The organism is Pseudomonas sp. 10S4 (genome assembly GCF_034344865.1).
Lineage (GTDB): Bacteria > Pseudomonadota > Gammaproteobacteria > Pseudomonadales > Pseudomonadaceae > Aquipseudomonas.
This window is the reverse complement of the sequence record NZ_CP133774.1, coordinates 3,437,781-3,455,704: the sequence shown is the minus strand read 5'-3', so window position 1 is coordinate 3,455,704 and position 17,924 is coordinate 3,437,781. Positions and strand designations below refer to the sequence as shown.

The following is a 17,924-nucleotide window of genomic DNA, read 5'->3' as shown; positions in this document are numbered from 1 at the left end:
GCCTAAAGGGCCGGTTTTTTTGTGCGCTGTGTTAATCGTAATAGCCGACTGTCTTTTTCAAATGATCCGAATAGTTGTAGATATCGTCGATCGAACCGATTGGATGCCGGGTTTCATTTTTCTCTTCGTCGAAGATCCCGATGTATTTTTGTGAGCGATTGAAATGGAGGCGGCAAATCGGTTTGCGGTTGTTGTCGTCGAGCAAAATGCCGAAATAACTCTGGGTGTCTCGTTGAACGATCCGCTTGGCATCTACAACAGAACGAACCACGGCACGGACGATGTGATAGCCCTCGAGTTCCTCCAGTGTTGTCAAAACCTTGTCCTCTGACTCATCTCGCACATCAGGCTGTTCAGCGCCGCTGGAGGAAACTGGTAGAGAAGCCAACGCAGGTTGAATGACACCACTCATGGCCGATTTGAGCCGGTCATTGATTTGGTCATTCAGGAACTGCACAACCGCTTTTCTCGTCAGTTCATGAAACTGTTCACGGACTTTTTGCGTAATCACCCCGTCGTACACGCGGGACGCGAACACTTTCACAAAGTCGTCATCCGGCTTGATGACCTGCGCGGCAATGACCTTTTTGATTTGGCTGACGTACTTCAGCTCACCGGCAGCGCTGATGATCGAATCGACATCGAATGCAGACTTGGTGAGTTTGACCAGTTCAGGAACGGAGTACTCATCGATATCCAGCAGATCAAGTTCGAGAAACGGCTTCTCGTCCATCTTGTTCGGCGCATCCAGGTCGGTGAAGAACTTGTAGACCTGGCCGTTGGTCAGGATAGAGATGCGGGCACTGGTGACATGGAAATAACGGAAGAGCTGAGAGGCATGATTGATGTGCAGTGGCTCGCCGATTTTTTTGCACTCGATCAGAATCTGAACTTCGCCCTCCTTCATGATCGCGTAGTCAATTTTCTCGCCCTTTTTCGTTCCGATATCGCACACGAACTCAGGCGTTACTTCGGTCGGATCGAAGACATCGTAGCCAAGCACTGTGCTGATAAAGGGCATCACAAAGGCGTTCTTGGTCGCCTCTTCGGTCTTGATTGCAGCGCTTTGCAAACGAACTTTGGCAGCTAGGCTTGTTAACTTTTCAAAGAATTCCATGAGTAGCCTCTTACTTGGTTTCGATCCGTGATTTCGCATGCTGGCGATTTGACTGCCATTGATACTAGACACAAACCGGCACAAAGAAAGATTCCGTTCAGGAACAGCGTCGTGGGCGAGGGACAATCCTCCTCCAGACCATCAAGATCGCAGCCTTCGGCAGCTCCTACGCCAATCGCATTCCACGGAGCTGCCGAAGGCTGCGATCTTTTAGCGTTCACTTCGATTGAATTGTAAAAAGAAATTTCAACAAGCCGTCGCTGTCTGAAATTCAGACGCATCCTCTATAAGGAAAACGGCAATGAAATTCGCAAAAATGTCTCAGGCTCTTTCGATGTGGGCAGGCAGTCCGAAGACGTTTGTGGTCGCGGTGGCGCTGATCGTTATTTGGGCGATGACCGGGCCGATGTTTCATTACAACGATACCTGGCAGCTGATCATCAATACGTCGACGACGATCATCACGTTCCTGATGGTGTTTGTGATTCAAAACACCCAGAACCGCGACAACGATATTTTGCATCTAAAGATTGATGAGCTGCTGCGCGCCACCACCGACGCCCAGAACGCGATGCTCGGACTGGATGGCAAGAGCCTCAAGGAACTGGAAGAACTCAGGGCGATGTATCGGGCGATTGGCGAGAACGAGACGATTTCGCTGGAAAGCGCGGCTGCCGATGACAAACGCAAACCAAATCTGGATCAGTGCTAAATGAGTATTCGCGAGTGGCTCAGGCCACTCGCGAAACACATGAACAGCCTAGCGGCTGGCTTGCAACGCCTTGGCCATCTGCAGGTGGTTTTGCAGTTTTGGCAGGGTTTCTTCGGCAAACGCTTTGATTTCCGGCACGTCGGTGGTCTGCGCTTCTTGCTGGATCTGCGCGATGGCTTCTTGGGTGGTTTTCACCTGACTGGCGACATAAGCCTGATCGAAGGCCGCGTCTTCCTTAACTTGCGGAATCAGCGCTTTGGACTTGTCGATCACGTCCTCGCGAGGCGCCACCGGCAGGTCGAGCTTCTTGGCGATTTTCGCCAGGTGCTGGTTGGCGGTGGTCAGGTCGTTGATGACCACGATGGTGTAGTCCTTAACCTCTTTGGATTCAGTTTTCTGATGCGCCAGACGGCTGGCTTCGATGTCGGCCATGCCTTTGGCGGACGCATCGTTGATGAAGTCGGCAGGCGACTGCGCAAAGGCGCTGGTGGCACACAGGCCCAGTAGCGTGGCAAAACTGGCGTTGCGTAAATGGGTGGCCATCCGGCTCATGGTCGCGCCCTCCTTCTGAAAAAATTCAAACGGGGGCTTTCGCCCCCGCCGCTCAATCAAAACATCCTTCACCACTACCGAGACTTCTGACCACCTTTGCGGCCCATATCGGTTTTCGCAGGGTCTTTCTCGACAGTCGTGGTGGTGGTTTTCCCACCTTTGCGACCGGCTTCAGATGCCTTCGTTCGATCGTTGGCGAAGTTTCCCGAGTTCGAGTTTCTTGAAGTAGGCATGATTCTCTTCCTCTTGGTGATGATTTCGGCGAGCAAACACTCGCAAAGAATCTGAATTCAGATCCGCCCAAAGGTTTAGAAAAGCTGGGGATGCTGCGACGAACGGCAGCGAACGTTCAGACCTCAAGCGGCGGGTGACGCAGGCGTTTGACTGCGTACATGGCCTCATCGGCGTAGCGGAACAACTGCTTTTCTTCTGTGCCGTGCTCGGGATAGAGCGCTGCACCGATGCTGGGTTCGATGTTCAGGCTGTGGCCGTCCAGGCGCAAAGGCTGCACCAGCACCTGACGGATTTTTGCGGCGACGCTGGCGGCGTCTTCGGCCGCATGAATGCTGTGCAGCAGCACCACGAACTCATCCCCGCCGATGCGTGCCACCGTGTCGCTATCGCGCACGCAACCCTTGAGCCGATTGGCCACCGCTTGCAGCAGCATGTCGCCGACCGCATGGCCGTGGGTGTCGTTGACCTGTTTGAAACGGTCGAGATCAACGTACAGCAACGCCATCCGTCCGCCCTCCAAACGGGCCCGCGCCAGCGACGCCTTGAGCCGGTCGCGGAGTAATTCGCGGTTCGGCAACTGGGTCAGTTGATCGTACTGGGCCATGCGCTGCAGCCGCGCGTGCAATTGCTTGCGTTCGATGGCAGTCGCCACTTGGGCGCAGACGTATTGCAGCAGTTCTTTGTCTTGCTCGGTGTAGCGCTCGCCACCGGCCACGCTTTTGACGATCAGCGCGCCGATGGTGCCGTTTTGCGAGTTCAGTGGCACGCCGAGCCAGCACGGTGAGTCCTGCCCCGCCACCAACACTTCGAAGCCCTCGGGTGGGTCATCCTGGTCCGGCGTCAACAGGATCGGCTGACCGCTGCGAATCACCTCGGCGCACAAGCGTCCGGTGACGGTGCCCGGCAGTTCGGGCTGATGTTCGCGGTCGTCGACGTGATAGGGAAAGTTCAGCTGCGCACAGTGTTCGTCGTACAGCGCGACGGAGAAATTCAGCGCCGGCAACCATTCGCCGATGATCGAGTGGATGCGTTTGAACAGCGCCAGCAAATCTTCCGCTGCATGGGCTGCTTCGGAAATCGCATACAACGCCGCTTGTCGTGACTCGGCCTGTTTGCGTTCGGTGATGTCCCGGGCCACGGCGATGCGCAGTTGATCGACTTCCGACCAACGTGCCGACCAGAGGATATGCGCCACGCGGCCGTCCTTGCGCAGGTAACGGTTTTCGAAGTTGAGCTTGGGCTCGCCGCCCATGATTTCCCGCGCGGCATCGAGGGTGCGCTGACGGTCGGCGGGGTGCACCAGGTCGATCATCGGCTGGCCGATCAGTTCGTCAGGGGTGTAACCGAAAATACGCTCGCAGGCTGCACTGACAAATACAAAGCGACCTTGTTTATCCACCGCACAAACGGCGTCCAGCAACAGGTCAATGTAACTCGCCAAAGGCGCGGAATTTCTGGTGGCCATGGTGCAGGGAGCGTGTCCGGAGAATGCAGCGATAAAAAAACCGTCCTTGACCGTTATGACTGTGTCACTGACGCCTCCCTGCAATCAGCCTCAAGCCTTGTTCGTCACCAACCCCGGCAATGCATGCGCGAGGGCATTGATGGCGAAACCGATAAACATCACCCCGCACAACCGGGTGATCAACAGTTCATGGCGTTGATACAAGGTGCGCACCCGCCGCGCACCGACAATGCCAATGAGGATAGCGTACGCCAGCAATCCGCCCACAAAGCTCAGGGCAATCAGCCACGGCAGCATCGACCAATGGAGCAATTCGGCGCGGCTGGACAACAGCGCGGTGAAGGTCGCCACCGCCACCGGATAGGCTTTCGGATTGGTCAGGCCAAACAAAATACCGTGCCAGAACGGCTGCCGCGCCGGCCCTTGCGGTGCTTCGGCGCTGCTGCGACGAGCGCGAACCGCGCGCAGGCCGAGCCAGAACAAATACAGGCCGCTGAGCACGCCCAACACATCGAACGCGGTACTGCCGATTTCCCGGGCGCCGACAATCGCGATCAACGCGGTGCTGCACCAAACCACATCCCCGAGCAAATGCCCGCACAAGAACCCCGCCCCCGCGCGCCGACCACGGGCCGCGCCAATCCCGAACACCGCCAGCACGCCCGGCCCGGGTGTGATGCCGTAGATAAAACCGGAAGCGAGCACGGCCATTAGCAGCGATGGAGTCATGGGGAGTCCTGTTGAAGCGTTTGGGCGAATGGACGCAAGTCTATCTCAGGTTTTCGGGGATCGACTTACTGATCGTCGAAGAACTTCATTCCGGCATATGGGCGCTGTCGACAGGCTGCCAGGCGTGAGGCCAGGTCACCGACATGGACTTCAAGCTTGTGGCCGTCCGGGTCGAGGAAGTAGAACGACGCACCTTCGCTGCGGTTGTCGCGCCATTCCTGAACCTGGGCCGAGCGCAGCTTTTCAACGAACACAGGGAAGTCCGCCGCACTGACGGTGAACGCGTAATGGGTGTAGTCAGCGGCGGGTTCGGGTTTGCGCAGTGGATCGAGTGACAGGCACAACCACAGACCCGGCAGCGAGAGATAGGCGCCGGCGTCCCAACTCGCGTCGAGGCGCAGTTGCAGCAAGCCTTGGTAGAACGCCACGCTGCGGTTCAGGTCGGTGACGGCAAGGGTCAGGTGGTTGAGGCCGGTGAGCATGGGGGATTAACCTTTGAGTGCTTCTGGCACGACGTAGTGTTTACCGTCGTAGCTCAGGGTGACACGGGTTGTTTTCGACGTTTTAGACGTGTCCTGACACTCTTCACCAACGACGAAGTTTTCAGTCACCGTCACCGTTGAACTGACCACAAGATCCGCAAAGCCGTTATGCAGTGTTTTGCCGATATCGACGGTTCTTTGAGTTTCCTCGCCCTGTCCCGCGCAGTGACCGTCCCACTCGCCCCGGCCCGTGGAAATGACCAGCCCTTCCAACACTGGACGCAATGTATCGCCCTGCTTGAGATACAGCGCCAGTTCGGTTTTGTGGTACGGGGCGACGCTTGAGCTGTGTTCAAAATTCGAGCGAATGCCAAACGCGCGATCGTCCGGCGTCAACTTGTAGCGCGCCGTATCAATCGCCAGCCCTTCATACGCCACAGCGTCCGAATAATAGGCGTCTTTTTTACGGTAGCTGGCCAGGCGTTTCGAGCTGGAAGACTGGATGAGCCCCAACTCGAGATCGACATTACCGCCATCATTGTTGGCATCGGCGGAATCGGGCTTAAATGTCGATGTTGCGACAATCGTCTGGTCGTCATACGCCGGCCAGACTTTGCAAATGGTGAACGATTGCGTGCCGAAAGGTGCATCCTCGCAACCTGCTTGCACCTGTCCGGCAGCAGTCATGAAGCCGAGAACGACCATCGAGCTCAGCAGTTTCTTTGTAGTCATCATGTTCTTCCCTGATCAGCACGAACGGTGCTCAGTGTTTAATTGCATTCGCCTTGTATTGCTACTGGCTAGTCGCTTTTCGTGGAAAAAAACCAACCAAAACGGTACGGATACGCCGAGCGGACTTCAAGGCGTCGAGTAAAGACTTTGCAAATCCAGGCTCCCCAAGCTCGACGCCAATTGAATCCGTGCGTTCTGCCAGCCAGCCAGCGCGCTGATCTGCTGTTGCTGCGCGTTGGCCAATGCCGTCTGGGTGGTAATCACCTCAAGAATACCGGTCACGCCCTTCGCACCCAGCCAAACGGTGCCGTTCGACAGGTTCGCTTCTTCGTTGGTGCCGGTCATGGCCAGCGTGCTTCCCAGCCCCAATGACGTAACGTCATTGTTGCCGTACTCGACAACCGAGTCGCTGGCGCTGCCGCCCAGTGTGTCGTTGGAGCCGGTCAATCCACTACCGGTCAAGGTCGTGTTGGCACCCAGCCAAACGGTGCCGTTCGACAGATTGGCTTCTTCATTGGTGCCGGTCATGGCCAGCGTACTTCCTGTCCCCAGTGTGACGTTTTCTCCCGTTCCCAGGGTGATGACCGTATCACCAATGCCTCCAGTGACTTTGTCAGCGCTGCCGTTAATTGAGACGCTGGTATCTGCGCCGATGGCCACGGTGCTATTGCTGGCGTTGATAGTTGTTCCGGTGTCTGCGCTAGCGATGATTACTTCGCCATTTTTCATCATCGTCACGACGTCCCAGCTCGATCCGCTTGCCAGATCTACTGAAGCGTTAGTTGCGCCAGTGATGTTATTGTCCGAGCCATTGATGGTGGCTTGACTTCCTGCGCCAACATTAACGCTGTTATTGGAGCCAATTACCGTCGCACTGGATCCGTCAGCCAAAGAAACCCCAGCACTGTTAAGGTTAGCAACGGCACCAATACCAGAAATGGAGTCAAAGACCAAACCACTGGTTTGTGTATTGATACTTTGTGAGTTTTCAACTTGACCACTGCTATTAAAAATCGATTGGGTTTGTGTATCTCCGCCACTATTTTGTGGGGCGTCGTAAATTATTTCTGTAGGATTACCTGCCCCATTGGAGATAACTTCCTGGGTATTACCTAAAGCATCAGCAGAAAGTGTAGTAGTGCTTTGCAATGCTGACTGCCCATTGGCCAACGCGTAAACGCTTGTTTTCGTATCTATGCCGGTACTTGAAATCGACGCTGAAACCTCGGTATAACCACCATTGCCATCGAGGACTTTTACAGTATCTTGGTATAGCGGGGTTAGACCGGGTGGTGAGTATGTTAGTTGTGACGCCTGAATCCCATTCGTATACGTTAGCGTATTCCAAAAACTACCATCCGCATTGGTAGTTTGGGAGGTGGCGACAGGACTTGAAGAGTCTGTAAGCGCATCGAATAAATGCTGCGTTGCGCTAGGTGCAATACTGCCAGCTATTCCTCCGCCGAGTACCAGCGCACTGTAGCCAATCCATCCAGCAGGACCTCCAAGCAGGAGTGGTGCAGCATTTTCTGCCGCCAACGCACCTCCGGTTATTCCACCTTCCGTACTGACAGTCCAATCCATCATGGTCTTTTCAGCCGCAGCACTATTTCCTCTCGCCGCTTGCTGTTGAGCCATTTGCTCAGCCTCATAGAATGAGTAGCCAATCGCAACAACGCCCAGAGCGGTGAGATCCTTGCCGGCAAGGGATTCAAACGTGATCCCATCTGCAGCGACCGTACTAAGCGACGACTCGCCCAGCTGAAAATCCGTTAAATTCTGGCCAGTTAGATGACCGTTATCGGTTGACGAGGCAAAAGGATCAATTACTAAGCCTCAAAAGCTTCTTCAAGAACATTCTCAATCTGTTTCCGCTCCAACTCGAGCGACGCGGGAAGTTTGATACGTACAACATCAAAAACATCGCATAACTTCTCATCTGTGCCTGGGTTTTCCTTTAGCGTCTCAATCACTTCAACCCTACCGCCCCCATTCCCTTTCCAGTACAACCCGAAAACTTCATTAGGCCATTCAGGCATCCGGCCTCTAACACTCCAAATAAAAACATCAAGCTCACGATCTATCACCCAGAAACTTGGATGAGCCTTCCACAGATTTTGATATTCAGGGTATTGCTCCCAATCCATTTTTTCCATCTTCTTCACTAATTGATTCAGCTACGAATGACATTGCACTTCCCTCAGCAATAGTAACTTCTTTAAATCTTAGACAACAATTCAACAACATGCGAAACTAACAAAAAAAATGGGACAGCTTTATTTTCTTGGCGCACGATTCTAAAAAATAAATCCGTCCCGTTTTTGTTTATACTCATCATACATTGACAGTTGTTTTAAAACGTTTAATGCAGTAAATAAGGAGAACCCAGCCATTCAGATCACCACTATACAAATATCAATTAATAAACCAATTTATTTATTGACTTGCGAATAGATACCCGGACATCCCCTATGCCGCCGACGCGCTTTGAAAAAGCCTCTAATGCATTCTTCAGAGCATTCTCAATCTGCCCCCGCTCCAACTCGAGTGATTCTGGAAGTTTAATTCGCATAACATCCCAAAAAACATCACATAACTTTTCATCTGTGCCTGGGCTTACCTTTAGCGTCCTGATTACCTCTATCCTACTGTCCCCATTCCCTTTCCAGTACAACCCGAATATCTCATTAGGCCACTCAGGCATCCGCCCTTTAACACTCCAAATAAAAACATCAAGCTCACGATCTATCACCCAATAACTTGGATGAGCCTTCCACAGATTTTGATATTCAGGGTATTGCTCCCAATGCATTTTTTCCCATCTTCTTCACTAATTGATTCAGCTACGAATGACATTGCACTTCCCTCAGCAATAGTAACTTCTTTTAATTTTAGACAACAATTCAACAGCATGCGACACTAACAAAAAAAGAAAAAATGGGGCAGCTTTATTTTCTTGGCGCACGATTCTAAAAAATAAATCTGTCCCGTTTTTGTTTATACTCATCATACGTTGACAGTTGCTTTAAACGTTTAATGCCGCAAACAATGAATAACTAGCCATTCAGTTCACCATGATATAAACCTCAATAAACAAATCAGTTAATTTGTTGATTAGCGAATAGACACCCGAACATCCCCAATACCTCTGTCGTGACTTGCAAAAGTCTCTAAAGCATCTTTAAGAGCATTCTCAACCTGTCCCCGTTCCAACTCGAGTGACGCGGGAAGTTTGATTCGTATAACGTCAAAAAAAACATCGCATAATTTTTTATCTGTACCTGGGCTTACCTTTAGCGTCTTAATTATTTCTACCCGCCCCTCCCCATTTTCTTTCCAGTACAACCCGAAAATCTCATTAGGCGATTCAGGCATACGTCCTTGAACACGCCAAATAAAAACATCAAGATCACGATCTATCACCCAAAAATCCGGATGAGCCTTCCATAGGTTTTGATATTCTGGATGCGTTTTCCAGCGTATTTTATTTTCTGCTTCATCCATACCAATCCGCTCATAAACAAAAGACATTTCAGCTCTCCTTAATATGTAATCCTTGCTCATCGCAGCAACTAAAAACCTAAAATTTTGGAACCTGTACAATAGAAACACCCTAACAAAAAAAATTTTATACTATCTCACCTTCCCCTCAAAACAAAAAAAATTGGACAGATTTGTTTTCTTGGCGCACGGTTCTAAAAATAAATCTGTCCCCTTTCGCACGCGAAGTAGTGGGCTCTACAGATATATAATATGACCCATCCGCAGATGTGTATATGAGAGTTTCGTGATATGTCACCACTCCAAAAAGCGACTTAACAGGGACTATTGAAACCGATATTGAAGACGCTGAATTTGGCACTTTAAAGCGATCCAAAAAACTAAAGATTGGTAACCCTAACAAAACACCACATGACTTTACCTATTTTCTCTGGGGTTTCATTTGCATCCAGAGGTCTAAAAGTGATTTCAAATATCGCATTTGACATCAATGACTTTCCGAGAAGAAATCCGCTCCCCAGATCATTCCTGTCTGGACTATCAACAGGAAGACTATGATTGTAATCCGGGACTAAAATCAATCCATCAGGCTTTGAAGGGATCGTTCCCGCAGCAAGCATAATCACTTTAACGTCAGAGAACGTAGTAGCAGTGGGGAAGTATTTTTTACACACATCGGTTAAGTCGTATGTGCGCTGCGCACTCACTTTACTCATTTTCAAAAAAGTGCTGTCCACTTCAGCTCTGAATTGCTTGCCACGTATTTGAAGCTCGCTGCCCCCCGTATCTACAGGAGTATCATCCTTCCTAAATTTATAAAAAATCAAAACGCCAAGGACTATCAGTGCAAGTAGAAGCAAACCATAACGACTACGCATAAAACTACCGCCACTCTTCATTGCCCTTCCCCTCATCTAAAATTTCAAAAGCAACTACCCTATCTCAAACGAGAAAGGGGACAGATTTATTTTATCAGCACACCTTTCTAATTAATAAAACCGTACCCTTTCGGACTACATGCTCAAAAAGCGTAGCCAACCCCAATCTTTAAAGTCGTGTAGTTGGTCTCACTGTCCGGCTCCCATGACACCAATCTGCTCGAAACTCTTTGCGTAGCACTGGCGCCATATTTAAAGGACGTGTAATCGACGCCCACATTGCCATGGAATCTTTTCGTGAATGCATAATCTGTAGATAAGCCGGCTTTATACAGATTGGAATTTCCGAGCGAACCAGAAAAGCCATGGGGGCCATTCACGTCAATGTCTGCTGCGAACGTGCGTCCAACCAAGGCATTGGCGGTAAATACCAGACGGGAAAAGGGCGAGTATTGGACAAGCGTGCCGGCGCCATACCAGCTATGGGTGTAGGTTTCGCCTGCATTAATGCCGCGCTGCCATTCATGATGGCCAAGCTCGCCGTAGGGAGTGATCATGAACGCCCCGTCAAGCGCAAAACCTTTGCCCCAACGCAGACTGTAGTCGGAAATGGTTGCGTCAGACTGTCTGACCACAGAACCGAAACTTCCTCCCGACTGGAATGCGCCTGTATACCCGGTATGTCCGTCGTTTTTACTGTACTGATATTGAAAGTATTCGTTGTCCAGCAAGTCGTCCTTCATCATGGAAAAAGATAACGCAAAGCCGGGGACATGGCCGTTTTCCGTATCCAACTTTCCGGCACGAGAGCCTAATCTCCCATCGTTGGTTTCCTTATAATCGACTTTCGTGGAAATGGCCTGGACTTCAAACTGATTATTCGATGCTTTTATATCGTCTGTTCCGGCGAATGCCGTTGTGCACAAAGCTGCAGCAGCTGCAAAAACTGCCATCTCGTTGATGTTCAATCTATCCCCCTAAGTTTAAAAATTACAACAATCAACTGACCGCAAACGGCCATGAAGGCCGCGACTGGCCAAAATTCTTTATATACTCTTCAGTCTACGGGTCACCGCTCTCTCAGCGCCTCACTCTGATACTTCAACATCGGCGTCAACAGATACTCAATAATCCGCCGCTGCTCGGTCTTGATCTCCACCGAACTCGACATGCCGGGTTCCAGTTGAATACTTTTGCCATCCGCCACAATCAAATGCGCGCCCAGTTGAATCCGTACCGGGTAGACCAACCCCAACTTGTCGTCCTTGACCGCGTCCTGGGAAATCGACATGACCTTGCCGGCAATCGTCCCGTAGTGGGTATACGGAAAGGCATCCAGTTTGATTTCAGCGTCCTGTCCCGGGCGGACAAAGCCGATATCGCGGTTGAGAATCTGCGCTTCAACTTCCAGTCCGGCGTCGTCCGGCACAATCACCAGCAGGGCTTGCGCCGGGGTGACGACGCCGCCAATCGTGTGCACGGCCAGTTCCTGAACGGTGCCGCCCACCGGGGCGGTCAAATGGGTTTGCGATTGACGTTGTCGGGACTTAGTTTCGTCGCCCTGGTCCTGGGTCAGTTGCTGTTGCGCCTGATTGAGGGCGTCGAGTTGTTCGCGGCGAAATTGCGCGATGGCACCAGCCTGGCGCCAAACCACAACAAGGCCGCGGTGGTGAGCTTACTGATCAGGGACGCCACTTGATTGGCCGAACTGGAAAGGCTGGAAGCCTTGAAGGCGCTGGACACGTAGCCGGCCAACTGTTCTTCCCAGCGACGCTGCATCAAGGGTTCGACGGCCATCGACTTGATGGTTTCGATGCCGGTCACCGACTCCACTAGGAACGATTGGTTTTCCGAGCTACGGCGAAATTTTTCATCGAGTCGGGCCTTGAGCACTGGCGTCACGATGACCGACAAGGCGATGTAGCACGGCAACGAGATAAACACGATCAAGGTCAGCATGGGCGAATAGGTCAACATCACCGCGAAGAACACCAGGGTGAAGAACATATCCATAGCCACCGTCAGCGCGTTACCGGTGAGGAAGTTGCGGATATTTTCCAGTTCACGCACCCGCGCCACACTGTCGCCCACGCGCCGCGCCTGGAAATACGCCAGCGGCAGCCCCAGCAAGTGATTGAACAGGCGCGCACCCAGTTCGACATCGACCCGATTGGTGGTATGGCTGAACACGTAAGTGCGCAATCCACCCAGTAATGCTTCGAATACGGAGATGGTAATCAGGCCGAACGCCAATACATCCAGGGTCGACATTGATTTGTGCACCAGCACTTTATCAATCACGACCTGCATAAATAACGGCGAAACCAAACCGAATAGTTGCAGGAAAAACGAGCCAGCCAACACCTCCAGAAATTGTTTGCGGTATTTGACAATCGACGGAATAAACCACGACATATCAAACTTGCCGCCGCCTTGTGCCAGGATGGCGCGGGAAGTAATCAGGATTAAACGACCGGACCAGATTTGTTCAAACTCGGCCAAGGTGAGTTGAAAGGTGCGCTGTTGCACTTCATCGTGCAGCAAGACGTTGTCGTTCGCACACTTGGCCACGACCAGAAAGCGTCCGTCCCGAAGCTCGGCGATAGCGGGAAGCGGCGTCTGCGCAATGCGGCTGATGTGGCTGGTGGTAGAGCGGGCCTTGAGCGCGACCTGCCGGGCCAGACGCACCAACGTCAAGGCATCGATAGGCCGGGACAGCCCTGACAGGTGTTTGAGGCGGTCGGCGCTGATGGCGACGCCGGACAACTGGGCAATGACGACGAGTGATGCAATGCCACTGTCTTCACTTCCATTGCGTTGTGGCGTTTCGGGCGAAACGCGGATCCTTGCGTTAGGGTCAGGCATAGCAACTCAACGGCATTAACGAATGATGAAAGCGCGTCGTGCTTACATCAAGCGCGTCGAACCAATCTTAAGCGGGCGAATACATTTAAAAAGCGTTGCCGCTAAACGAGCGACTTGTCAGCCATTCAAAACTTGATAATTAGATACATGAAATATCAAAGAGCCATTAGAGGCTAGCATCTATGCCCAACCAGAAAAAGCGGCGGTTTATGTCCGAAAAAACTCACTCACGGCCGGCTACGCGGGCAATGTCAGTGCTCGAATATGTATCAAAAAAGAAATAATAAAATGAAAAGGCACGCCTGGAGCGAACGTTACAGACCCTATAAATCGACCCGTTCACGGGTCATCGACTTAATGTTCAATTGCACAACTAAGTAACACAAACCGTACAATTGCCGTTTCAGCACCGACTCCATGCATCAATAAAAACATCCTTCAGGCAAGAAACACCTCGATTTCCCTGAGAACCAACTCCGGTAACATCAACTCCATTCAGCGCTGGTTCAGCAAAATCAATGAAGCGGCTCGCGGATAACGTCTGCATCGTTATCAACAAGTCGCACCGCACAACTCACCCGTCCAGACGTCAATGTCATCGGACGAATTCAGCCGTGCACTATCCCCTCCCCAATCCGCCCATTGAGCCAGTTCAACGCCTGATCCCCACCCCGCCGCTTATGCCACGCCAACACAAACGTAAACGATGGAATATGAAATGGCGGCGGAACAACAATCAGCGACTGCTCATCAACGCTGCGCAACCCACGCGACGCCACCGTCAGAATCAAATCCGTACCGCTAATAAACTCCGGCGCAACGCTCCAGTGCGGCAGGCTGATGGCCACGCGACGGCGTTCGCGCAGGGACGTCAGCGCCCGTTCGATTTCCGGGGTGCCGCTGCCGCGCATTTCCAGCAGGACATGGGGGCGGGCCAGGTAGGTTGGCAGGTCGAGTACGCCGTCGGCGGGCAGGCTGTTGCGGTCGAGCAGGCAGGCGTAGTGCTCGTCGAACAGCGGCGTGCTGCGCAGCTCGTTCGGCAGTTCCGGAAACACCCCTGCCGCGACGTCGATATCGCCGTTGAGCACGCCATCGAGCATGCCTTCGCGGCTGGCGTGGCTGATTTGCAGGTCGATGCCCGGCGCTTCCCGGCGCAAGGTGCGAATCAGCCCCGGCAGAACGATGGCGGCGCCGTAGTCGGACATCGCCAGGCGAAACGTGCGCTTGGCGGTCGCCGGATCGAAGGTGTTCGGAGCCAACAGTGATTGCACCTGGGCCAGGGCTTCGGTCAGTGGCGCGATCAATTCCATCGCACGCGGGGTCGGTACAAGGCTGGCGCCAGCGCGCACCAGCAATGGATCACTGAGCAAGTCGCGTAATCGCGCCAACGCATGACTGACCGCCGGCTGACTCAGGTGCAGGCGCTCGGCGGCGCGGGTCACGTGTTGCTCGCTGAGCAAGGCGTCGAGGATCACCAGCAGGTTGAGGTCAATGCGCCGAAGTTCATTCATCTGATGCATGTCCAACATAGCTATTTGGAATTTAAATTTGCGCGGCGAATACCCTAGAGTCCAGCAAAACCTGTTGGAGAAAAGATCATGAGTACGTTGCATTGGGCCGGCCTGATAGTGCTGGCGGTGATTGCCGGGGCGGTCGTGCCGTTTCAGAGCGCGATCAACGCCAACCTCGGGCGCGGGCTGGGGCATCCGTTGTGGGCGACGCTGGCGTCGTTGCTGGTGAGTATTGTGGTGTTGCTGCCGGTGATGTTGGCGCTGCGTTTGCCGTTACCGTCACTGGCGTTCATCACTAAGGCGCCGCTGTGGATGTGGGCTGGCGGGGCGTTCGGAGTGTGTTTTATTTCGCTGGCGTTGATGTTGCTGCCCAAGCTTGGGGCTTCGGGGTTTATTGCGTTGGCGTTAGCCGGGCAAGTGGTGGCGTCGTTGGTGCTGGATCACTTTGGGTTGTTTGGGTTGGTGGAGCGGCAGATGACATTGCCGCGGGTGTTTGGGGCGGTGTTGTTGATGGGTGGCGTTGCGTTGATTCAGTTCAGTGCGGCGCCGGCCAAGGTTTTGGCTGCGGCGGGTTGAGGGATAACTGGTAGTGCGATGGTGAGTTTCAGTCAGTCATCGCGAGCAAGCTCGCTCCCACAGGGGATTTGCGGTGGATACACAGGATGTGTCCGACACTGATCCACTGTGGGAGCGAGCTTGCTCGCGATAGCGGTCCTTCGCTTAAAACGCGCTGCGGAAAATCTCCTCGATCTGGCGTTGATCCGCCGCTCGCGGGTTGGTCAAGCCACAGGCGTCTTTCAAGGCATTGGAGGCGAGCACCGGGATGTCGTTGAGCTTGGCGCCGAGGTCACGCAAACCGCCGGGGATTTCCACGTCTTTGGCCAGGCTCCGAATCGCCGCGATGGCCGCTTGCGCTCCCTCTTCCGGGCTGAAACCGCGAATGTCGGCGCCCATGGCGTGGGCCACATCGGTCAGGCGATCGGCGCAGACCAACGCGTTGAAGCTCTGCACGTGAGGCAGCAGCACGGCGTTGCACACACCATGTGGCAGGTCGTAGAAACCACCCAACTGGTGGGCCATCGCGTGGACAAAACCCAGCGACGCATTGTTGAACGCCATGCCGGCGAGAAACTGCGCATACGCCATGTTTTCCCGGGCGGCCATGTCGCTGCCATCGCGCACGGCCAGGCGCAGGTTGTTGCTGACCAGGGTGATGGCCTTCAACGCACAGGCGTCGGTGATCGGATTCGCAGCGGTGGAGACGTAGGCTTCGATGGCGTGGGTCAACGCGTCCATGCCGGTGGCGGCGGTCAGGCCCTTGGGCATGGCGACCATCAGCGCCGGGTCGTTGACCGATAGCAGCGGCGTGACGTTGCGGTCGACGATGGCCATTTTCACGTGGCGCGACTCGTCGGTGATGATGCAGAAGCGGGTCATCTCGCTGGCGGTGCCGGCGGTGGTATTGATGGCGATCAGCGGCAGTTGCGGCTTCTCCGATTGATCGACGCCTTCATAGTCACGAATCTGCCCGCCGTTGGTCGCGCATAGGGCAATGCCTTTGGCGCAGTCGTGGGGCGAGCCGCCGCCCAGGGATACCACGAAATCACAGCGACTTTCCTTGAGCAGGCCCAGGCCGCGCTCGACGTTAGCGATGCTCGGGTTCGGCTTGGCGCCGTCGAAGATCACCGAGTCGATGTCCTGCATCGCCAGTTTCTCGGCAATCATCGCCGCCACGCCGGCCCTGGCCAACCCGACATCGGTGACGATCAGCGCCTTGCGAAAACCGTACTTGCGAATCGCGTCCATCGCTTCGTCGAGGCAACCGTTGCCCATGATGTTGACGGCGGGGATGAAAAACGTGCTGCTCATGAGCGAATCTCCTGCAAGGGGGCCGAATCGACAGCTCCGATTCAGCGGATGAGCACAGGATCGACCGTTCAGTCACGGCGCATGTTGATCTGGCTCAACCCCCGGTCGTGATAAAGTCGCCGCCCATCAGACCTTTTGCTTTTTGAGACGACCAACGCAATGACCGATTTCCTGGATGTCGACGCCCAACTTGAAGACTGGAACGCCTTGCGTACCAGCGCTTCGTTCAGCGGCCTGCTGCTGGGCAACGGCGCCAGCCGCGCGGTGTGGGACGACTTCGGTTACGACTCGCTGTTCGACAACGCGCGCACCGTCGAAGAAAAGCCCCTGAGCCAGTCCGAACTAAGCGTGTTCGAGGCCCTGCAAACCCGCAGCTTCGAACAGGTCCTCAGCGCGTTGAAAATCACCAGCCGCGTCAACAAGGCCCTGGCCGTCAGCTCCGCTGCGCCGCGCAATCGCTACTACGCGATCAAGGAAGCGCTGATCAACACCGTGCACGCGGTGCACATCCCGTGGCGGCTGGTGGTGCCTGCGACCCTGGCGACGATCAATCAGGAACTGGGCAACTATCGGACGGTGTTCACCACCAACTACGACTTGCTGAGCAACTGGGCGATCCAGCACACGCCTGATGTCGTCACTGACCTGTTCCACGGCTCTGAGCCGAGCTTCGATCTGAGCGCCAGCGCGACCGACAAGCCGTGTTTGCTGTACCTGCATGGTGGTCTGCATCTGGTGCGCAATCAGGACGGTACGGCTCGCAAACTGATGTCAACCGAAGGCACGTTGCTCGGCAGTTTTGCCATCAACAACACGATCAAGACGCTGGATGATGTGCCGCTGTTCGTCAACGAAGGCCCGGCCCAGGACAAGCTCAAGACCATTCGCAGCTCGGACTATTTGTCGTTTTGCTATGACCAGTTACTGGGGCATGGCGACGGGTTGTGCATTTTTGGTCATGCGCTGGGCGAGCAGGACAGCCACATCATCCACGCGTTGCGCCAGGCGAAACCGAAGGTGGTCGCGGTGTCGGTTTATCCGCGTAGCAAGGCGTTCATTCAGCATCAGAAGCGGCACTACGCGAAGGTGTTTGAGGGGACGGTGGTTGAGTTGCGGTTTTTTGATTCCAAGACGCATGCGTTAGGTAGCACGAAGCTTCGGGTTCCCGTCGAGGTTTAGCGGCGACTGGGCGGACGCCTTCGCGAGCAAGCCCGCTCCCACAGGGGATTTGTGAACGCTACAGGTCCAATGTGGGAGCGGGCTTGCTCGCGAAGCTT

20 protein-coding genes are annotated in these 17,924 nt (G+C 54.0%); 3 read left to right on the top strand and 17 right to left on the bottom strand.

Features of this window, described 5'->3' with window-relative positions; all coding sequences use genetic code 11:
- Positions 1-31: 31 nt before the first annotated feature.
- On the bottom strand, positions 32-1,117 hold the full coding sequence (locus RHM58_RS16015) for a type I restriction endonuclease (RefSeq protein ID WP_322270732.1): 1,086 nt from the start codon (positions 1,115-1,117) through the stop codon (positions 32-34).
- 301 nt (positions 1,118-1,418) lie between these two features.
- On the opposite strand from RHM58_RS16015, the gene RHM58_RS16010 reads away from it, so the two are divergent.
- A complete protein-coding gene (locus RHM58_RS16010) occupies positions 1,419-1,829 on the top strand; it encodes a low affinity iron permease family protein (RefSeq protein WP_322270731.1) in 411 nt (136 codons plus the stop codon).
- 48 nt (positions 1,830-1,877) lie between these two features.
- Here RHM58_RS16010 and RHM58_RS16005 read toward each other — a convergent pair whose 3' ends face one another.
- From RHM58_RS16005 to RHM58_RS15935, 15 genes are all read right to left on the bottom strand, one after another.
- Complete coding sequence (locus RHM58_RS16005) at positions 1,878-2,381, bottom strand: DUF4142 domain-containing protein (RefSeq protein WP_201195290.1); 504 nt, start codon at positions 2,379-2,381, stop codon at positions 1,878-1,880.
- A 74-nt stretch (positions 2,382-2,455) separates the two neighbouring features.
- Entirely contained in the window at positions 2,456-2,614 is a 159-nt protein-coding gene (locus RHM58_RS16000) for a KGG domain-containing protein (protein ID WP_082356627.1), read from the bottom strand.
- A 116-nt stretch (positions 2,615-2,730) separates the two neighbouring features.
- Entirely contained in the window at positions 2,731-4,080 is a 1,350-nt protein-coding gene (locus tag RHM58_RS15995; RefSeq protein ID WP_201201421.1) for a sensor domain-containing diguanylate cyclase, read from the bottom strand.
- A gap of 90 nt (positions 4,081-4,170) precedes the next feature.
- Complete coding sequence (locus tag RHM58_RS15990; RefSeq protein ID WP_201201413.1) at positions 4,171-4,809, bottom strand: LysE family translocator; 639 nt, start codon at positions 4,807-4,809, stop codon at positions 4,171-4,173.
- A gap of 65 nt (positions 4,810-4,874) precedes the next feature.
- Positions 4,875-5,291 carry a fosfomycin resistance glutathione transferase gene (fos, locus tag RHM58_RS15985; RefSeq protein WP_322270730.1) on the bottom strand — a complete coding sequence of 139 codons (417 nt, stop codon included), beginning with the start codon at positions 5,289-5,291 and terminating at the stop codon, positions 4,875-4,877.
- A gap of 6 nt (positions 5,292-5,297) precedes the next feature.
- On the bottom strand, positions 5,298-6,026 hold the full coding sequence (locus tag RHM58_RS15980) for a hypothetical protein (RefSeq protein ID WP_322270729.1): 729 nt from the start codon (positions 6,024-6,026) through the stop codon (positions 5,298-5,300).
- Positions 6,027-6,149: 123 nt separating this feature from the next.
- Positions 6,150-7,661, bottom strand: a complete 1,512-nt coding sequence (locus RHM58_RS15975) for a hypothetical protein (protein WP_322270728.1) — start codon at positions 7,659-7,661, stop codon at positions 6,150-6,152.
- 191 nt (positions 7,662-7,852) lie between these two features.
- A complete protein-coding gene (locus RHM58_RS15970; RefSeq protein WP_322270727.1) occupies positions 7,853-8,188 on the bottom strand; it encodes a hypothetical protein in 336 nt (111 codons plus the stop codon).
- 254 nt (positions 8,189-8,442) lie between these two features.
- A complete protein-coding gene (locus RHM58_RS15965; protein ID WP_322270726.1) occupies positions 8,443-8,835 on the bottom strand; it encodes a hypothetical protein in 393 nt (130 codons plus the stop codon).
- Between the two features lie 302 nt (positions 8,836-9,137).
- Positions 9,138-9,554, bottom strand: a complete 417-nt coding sequence (locus RHM58_RS15960) for a hypothetical protein (RefSeq protein ID WP_322270725.1) — start codon at positions 9,552-9,554, stop codon at positions 9,138-9,140.
- A gap of 350 nt (positions 9,555-9,904) precedes the next feature.
- Positions 9,905-10,423: a hypothetical protein gene (locus tag RHM58_RS15955; protein ID WP_201255981.1), complete on the bottom strand. Its 519-nt coding sequence runs from the start codon at positions 10,421-10,423 to the stop codon at positions 9,905-9,907.
- A 122-nt stretch (positions 10,424-10,545) separates the two neighbouring features.
- Complete coding sequence (locus RHM58_RS15950) at positions 10,546-11,370, bottom strand: hypothetical protein (protein WP_201255980.1); 825 nt, start codon at positions 11,368-11,370, stop codon at positions 10,546-10,548.
- A 101-nt stretch (positions 11,371-11,471) separates the two neighbouring features.
- Positions 11,472-12,056: an HlyD family type I secretion periplasmic adaptor subunit gene (locus tag RHM58_RS15945; RefSeq protein WP_201255979.1), complete on the bottom strand. Its 585-nt coding sequence runs from the start codon at positions 12,054-12,056 to the stop codon at positions 11,472-11,474.
- Positions 11,975-13,267, bottom strand: coding sequence for an ABC transporter transmembrane domain-containing protein (locus tag RHM58_RS15940; RefSeq protein ID WP_201255978.1), 1,293 nt, complete (start codon positions 13,265-13,267; stop codon positions 11,975-11,977). Before RHM58_RS15940 ends, RHM58_RS15945 begins: the two co-directional genes overlap by 82 nt.
- 608 nt (positions 13,268-13,875) lie before the next feature.
- Positions 13,876-14,787, bottom strand: a complete 912-nt coding sequence (locus RHM58_RS15935) for a LysR family transcriptional regulator (protein ID WP_201255977.1) — start codon at positions 14,785-14,787, stop codon at positions 13,876-13,878.
- A 78-nt stretch (positions 14,788-14,865) separates the two neighbouring features.
- Here RHM58_RS15935 and RHM58_RS15930 point away from each other — a divergent pair, with 78 nt between their 5' ends.
- The gene (locus RHM58_RS15930) at positions 14,866-15,354 is read left to right on the top strand and encodes a DMT family transporter (RefSeq protein WP_322270724.1); all 489 of its coding nucleotides are present in this window, start codon (positions 14,866-14,868) and stop codon (positions 15,352-15,354) included.
- 144 nt (positions 15,355-15,498) lie between these two features.
- Here the strand turns inward: RHM58_RS15930 and yiaY are convergent, their stop codons facing one another.
- Entirely contained in the window at positions 15,499-16,647 is a 1,149-nt protein-coding gene (yiaY, locus tag RHM58_RS15925) for an L-threonine dehydrogenase (RefSeq protein WP_201201385.1), read from the bottom strand.
- A 159-nt stretch (positions 16,648-16,806) separates the two neighbouring features.
- On the opposite strand from yiaY, the gene RHM58_RS15920 reads away from it, so the two are divergent.
- Positions 16,807-17,826: a DUF4917 family protein gene (locus tag RHM58_RS15920; protein WP_322270723.1), complete on the top strand. Its 1,020-nt coding sequence runs from the start codon at positions 16,807-16,809 to the stop codon at positions 17,824-17,826.
- Positions 17,827-17,924: the final 98 nt, after the last annotated feature.

Bases quoted from the DNA above. Each gene is read 5' to 3' on its own strand.
- RHM58_RS16015 (WP_322270732.1), bottom strand. From the start codon at position 1,117: ATGGAATTCTTTGAAAAGTTAACAAGCCTAGCTGCCAAAGTTCGTTTG.
- RHM58_RS16010 (WP_322270731.1), top strand. From the start codon at position 1,419: ATGAAATTCGCAAAAATGTCTCAGGCTCTTTCGATGTGGGCAGGCAGT.
- RHM58_RS16005 (WP_201195290.1), bottom strand. From the start codon at position 2,381: ATGAGCCGGATGGCCACCCATTTACGCAACGCCAGTTTTGCCACGCTA.
- RHM58_RS16000 (WP_082356627.1), bottom strand. From the start codon at position 2,614: ATGCCTACTTCAAGAAACTCGAACTCGGGAAACTTCGCCAACGATCGA.
- RHM58_RS15995 (WP_201201421.1), bottom strand. From the start codon at position 4,080: ATGGCCACCAGAAATTCCGCGCCTTTGGCGAGTTACATTGACCTGTTG.
- RHM58_RS15990 (WP_201201413.1), bottom strand. From the start codon at position 4,809: ATGACTCCATCGCTGCTAATGGCCGTGCTCGCTTCCGGTTTTATCTAC.
- fos (WP_322270730.1), bottom strand. From the start codon at position 5,291: ATGCTCACCGGCCTCAACCACCTGACCCTTGCCGTCACCGACCTGAAC.
- RHM58_RS15980 (WP_322270729.1), bottom strand. From the start codon at position 6,026: ATGATGACTACAAAGAAACTGCTGAGCTCGATGGTCGTTCTCGGCTTC.
- RHM58_RS15975 (WP_322270728.1), bottom strand. From the start codon at position 7,661: ATGGCTCAACAGCAAGCGGCGAGAGGAAATAGTGCTGCGGCTGAAAAG.
- RHM58_RS15965 (WP_322270726.1), bottom strand. From the start codon at position 8,835: ATGCATTGGGAGCAATACCCTGAATATCAAAATCTGTGGAAGGCTCAT.
- RHM58_RS15960 (WP_322270725.1), bottom strand. From the start codon at position 9,554: ATGTCTTTTGTTTATGAGCGGATTGGTATGGATGAAGCAGAAAATAAA.
- RHM58_RS15955 (WP_201255981.1), bottom strand. From the start codon at position 10,423: ATGAAGAGTGGCGGTAGTTTTATGCGTAGTCGTTATGGTTTGCTTCTA.
- RHM58_RS15940 (WP_201255978.1), bottom strand. From the start codon at position 13,267: ATGCCTGACCCTAACGCAAGGATCCGCGTTTCGCCCGAAACGCCACAA.
- RHM58_RS15935 (WP_201255977.1), bottom strand. From the start codon at position 14,787: ATGCATCAGATGAATGAACTTCGGCGCATTGACCTCAACCTGCTGGTG.
- RHM58_RS15930 (WP_322270724.1), top strand. From the start codon at position 14,866: ATGAGTACGTTGCATTGGGCCGGCCTGATAGTGCTGGCGGTGATTGCC.
- yiaY (WP_201201385.1), bottom strand. From the start codon at position 16,647: ATGAGCAGCACGTTTTTCATCCCCGCCGTCAACATCATGGGCAACGGT.
- RHM58_RS15920 (WP_322270723.1), top strand. From the start codon at position 16,807: ATGACCGATTTCCTGGATGTCGACGCCCAACTTGAAGACTGGAACGCC.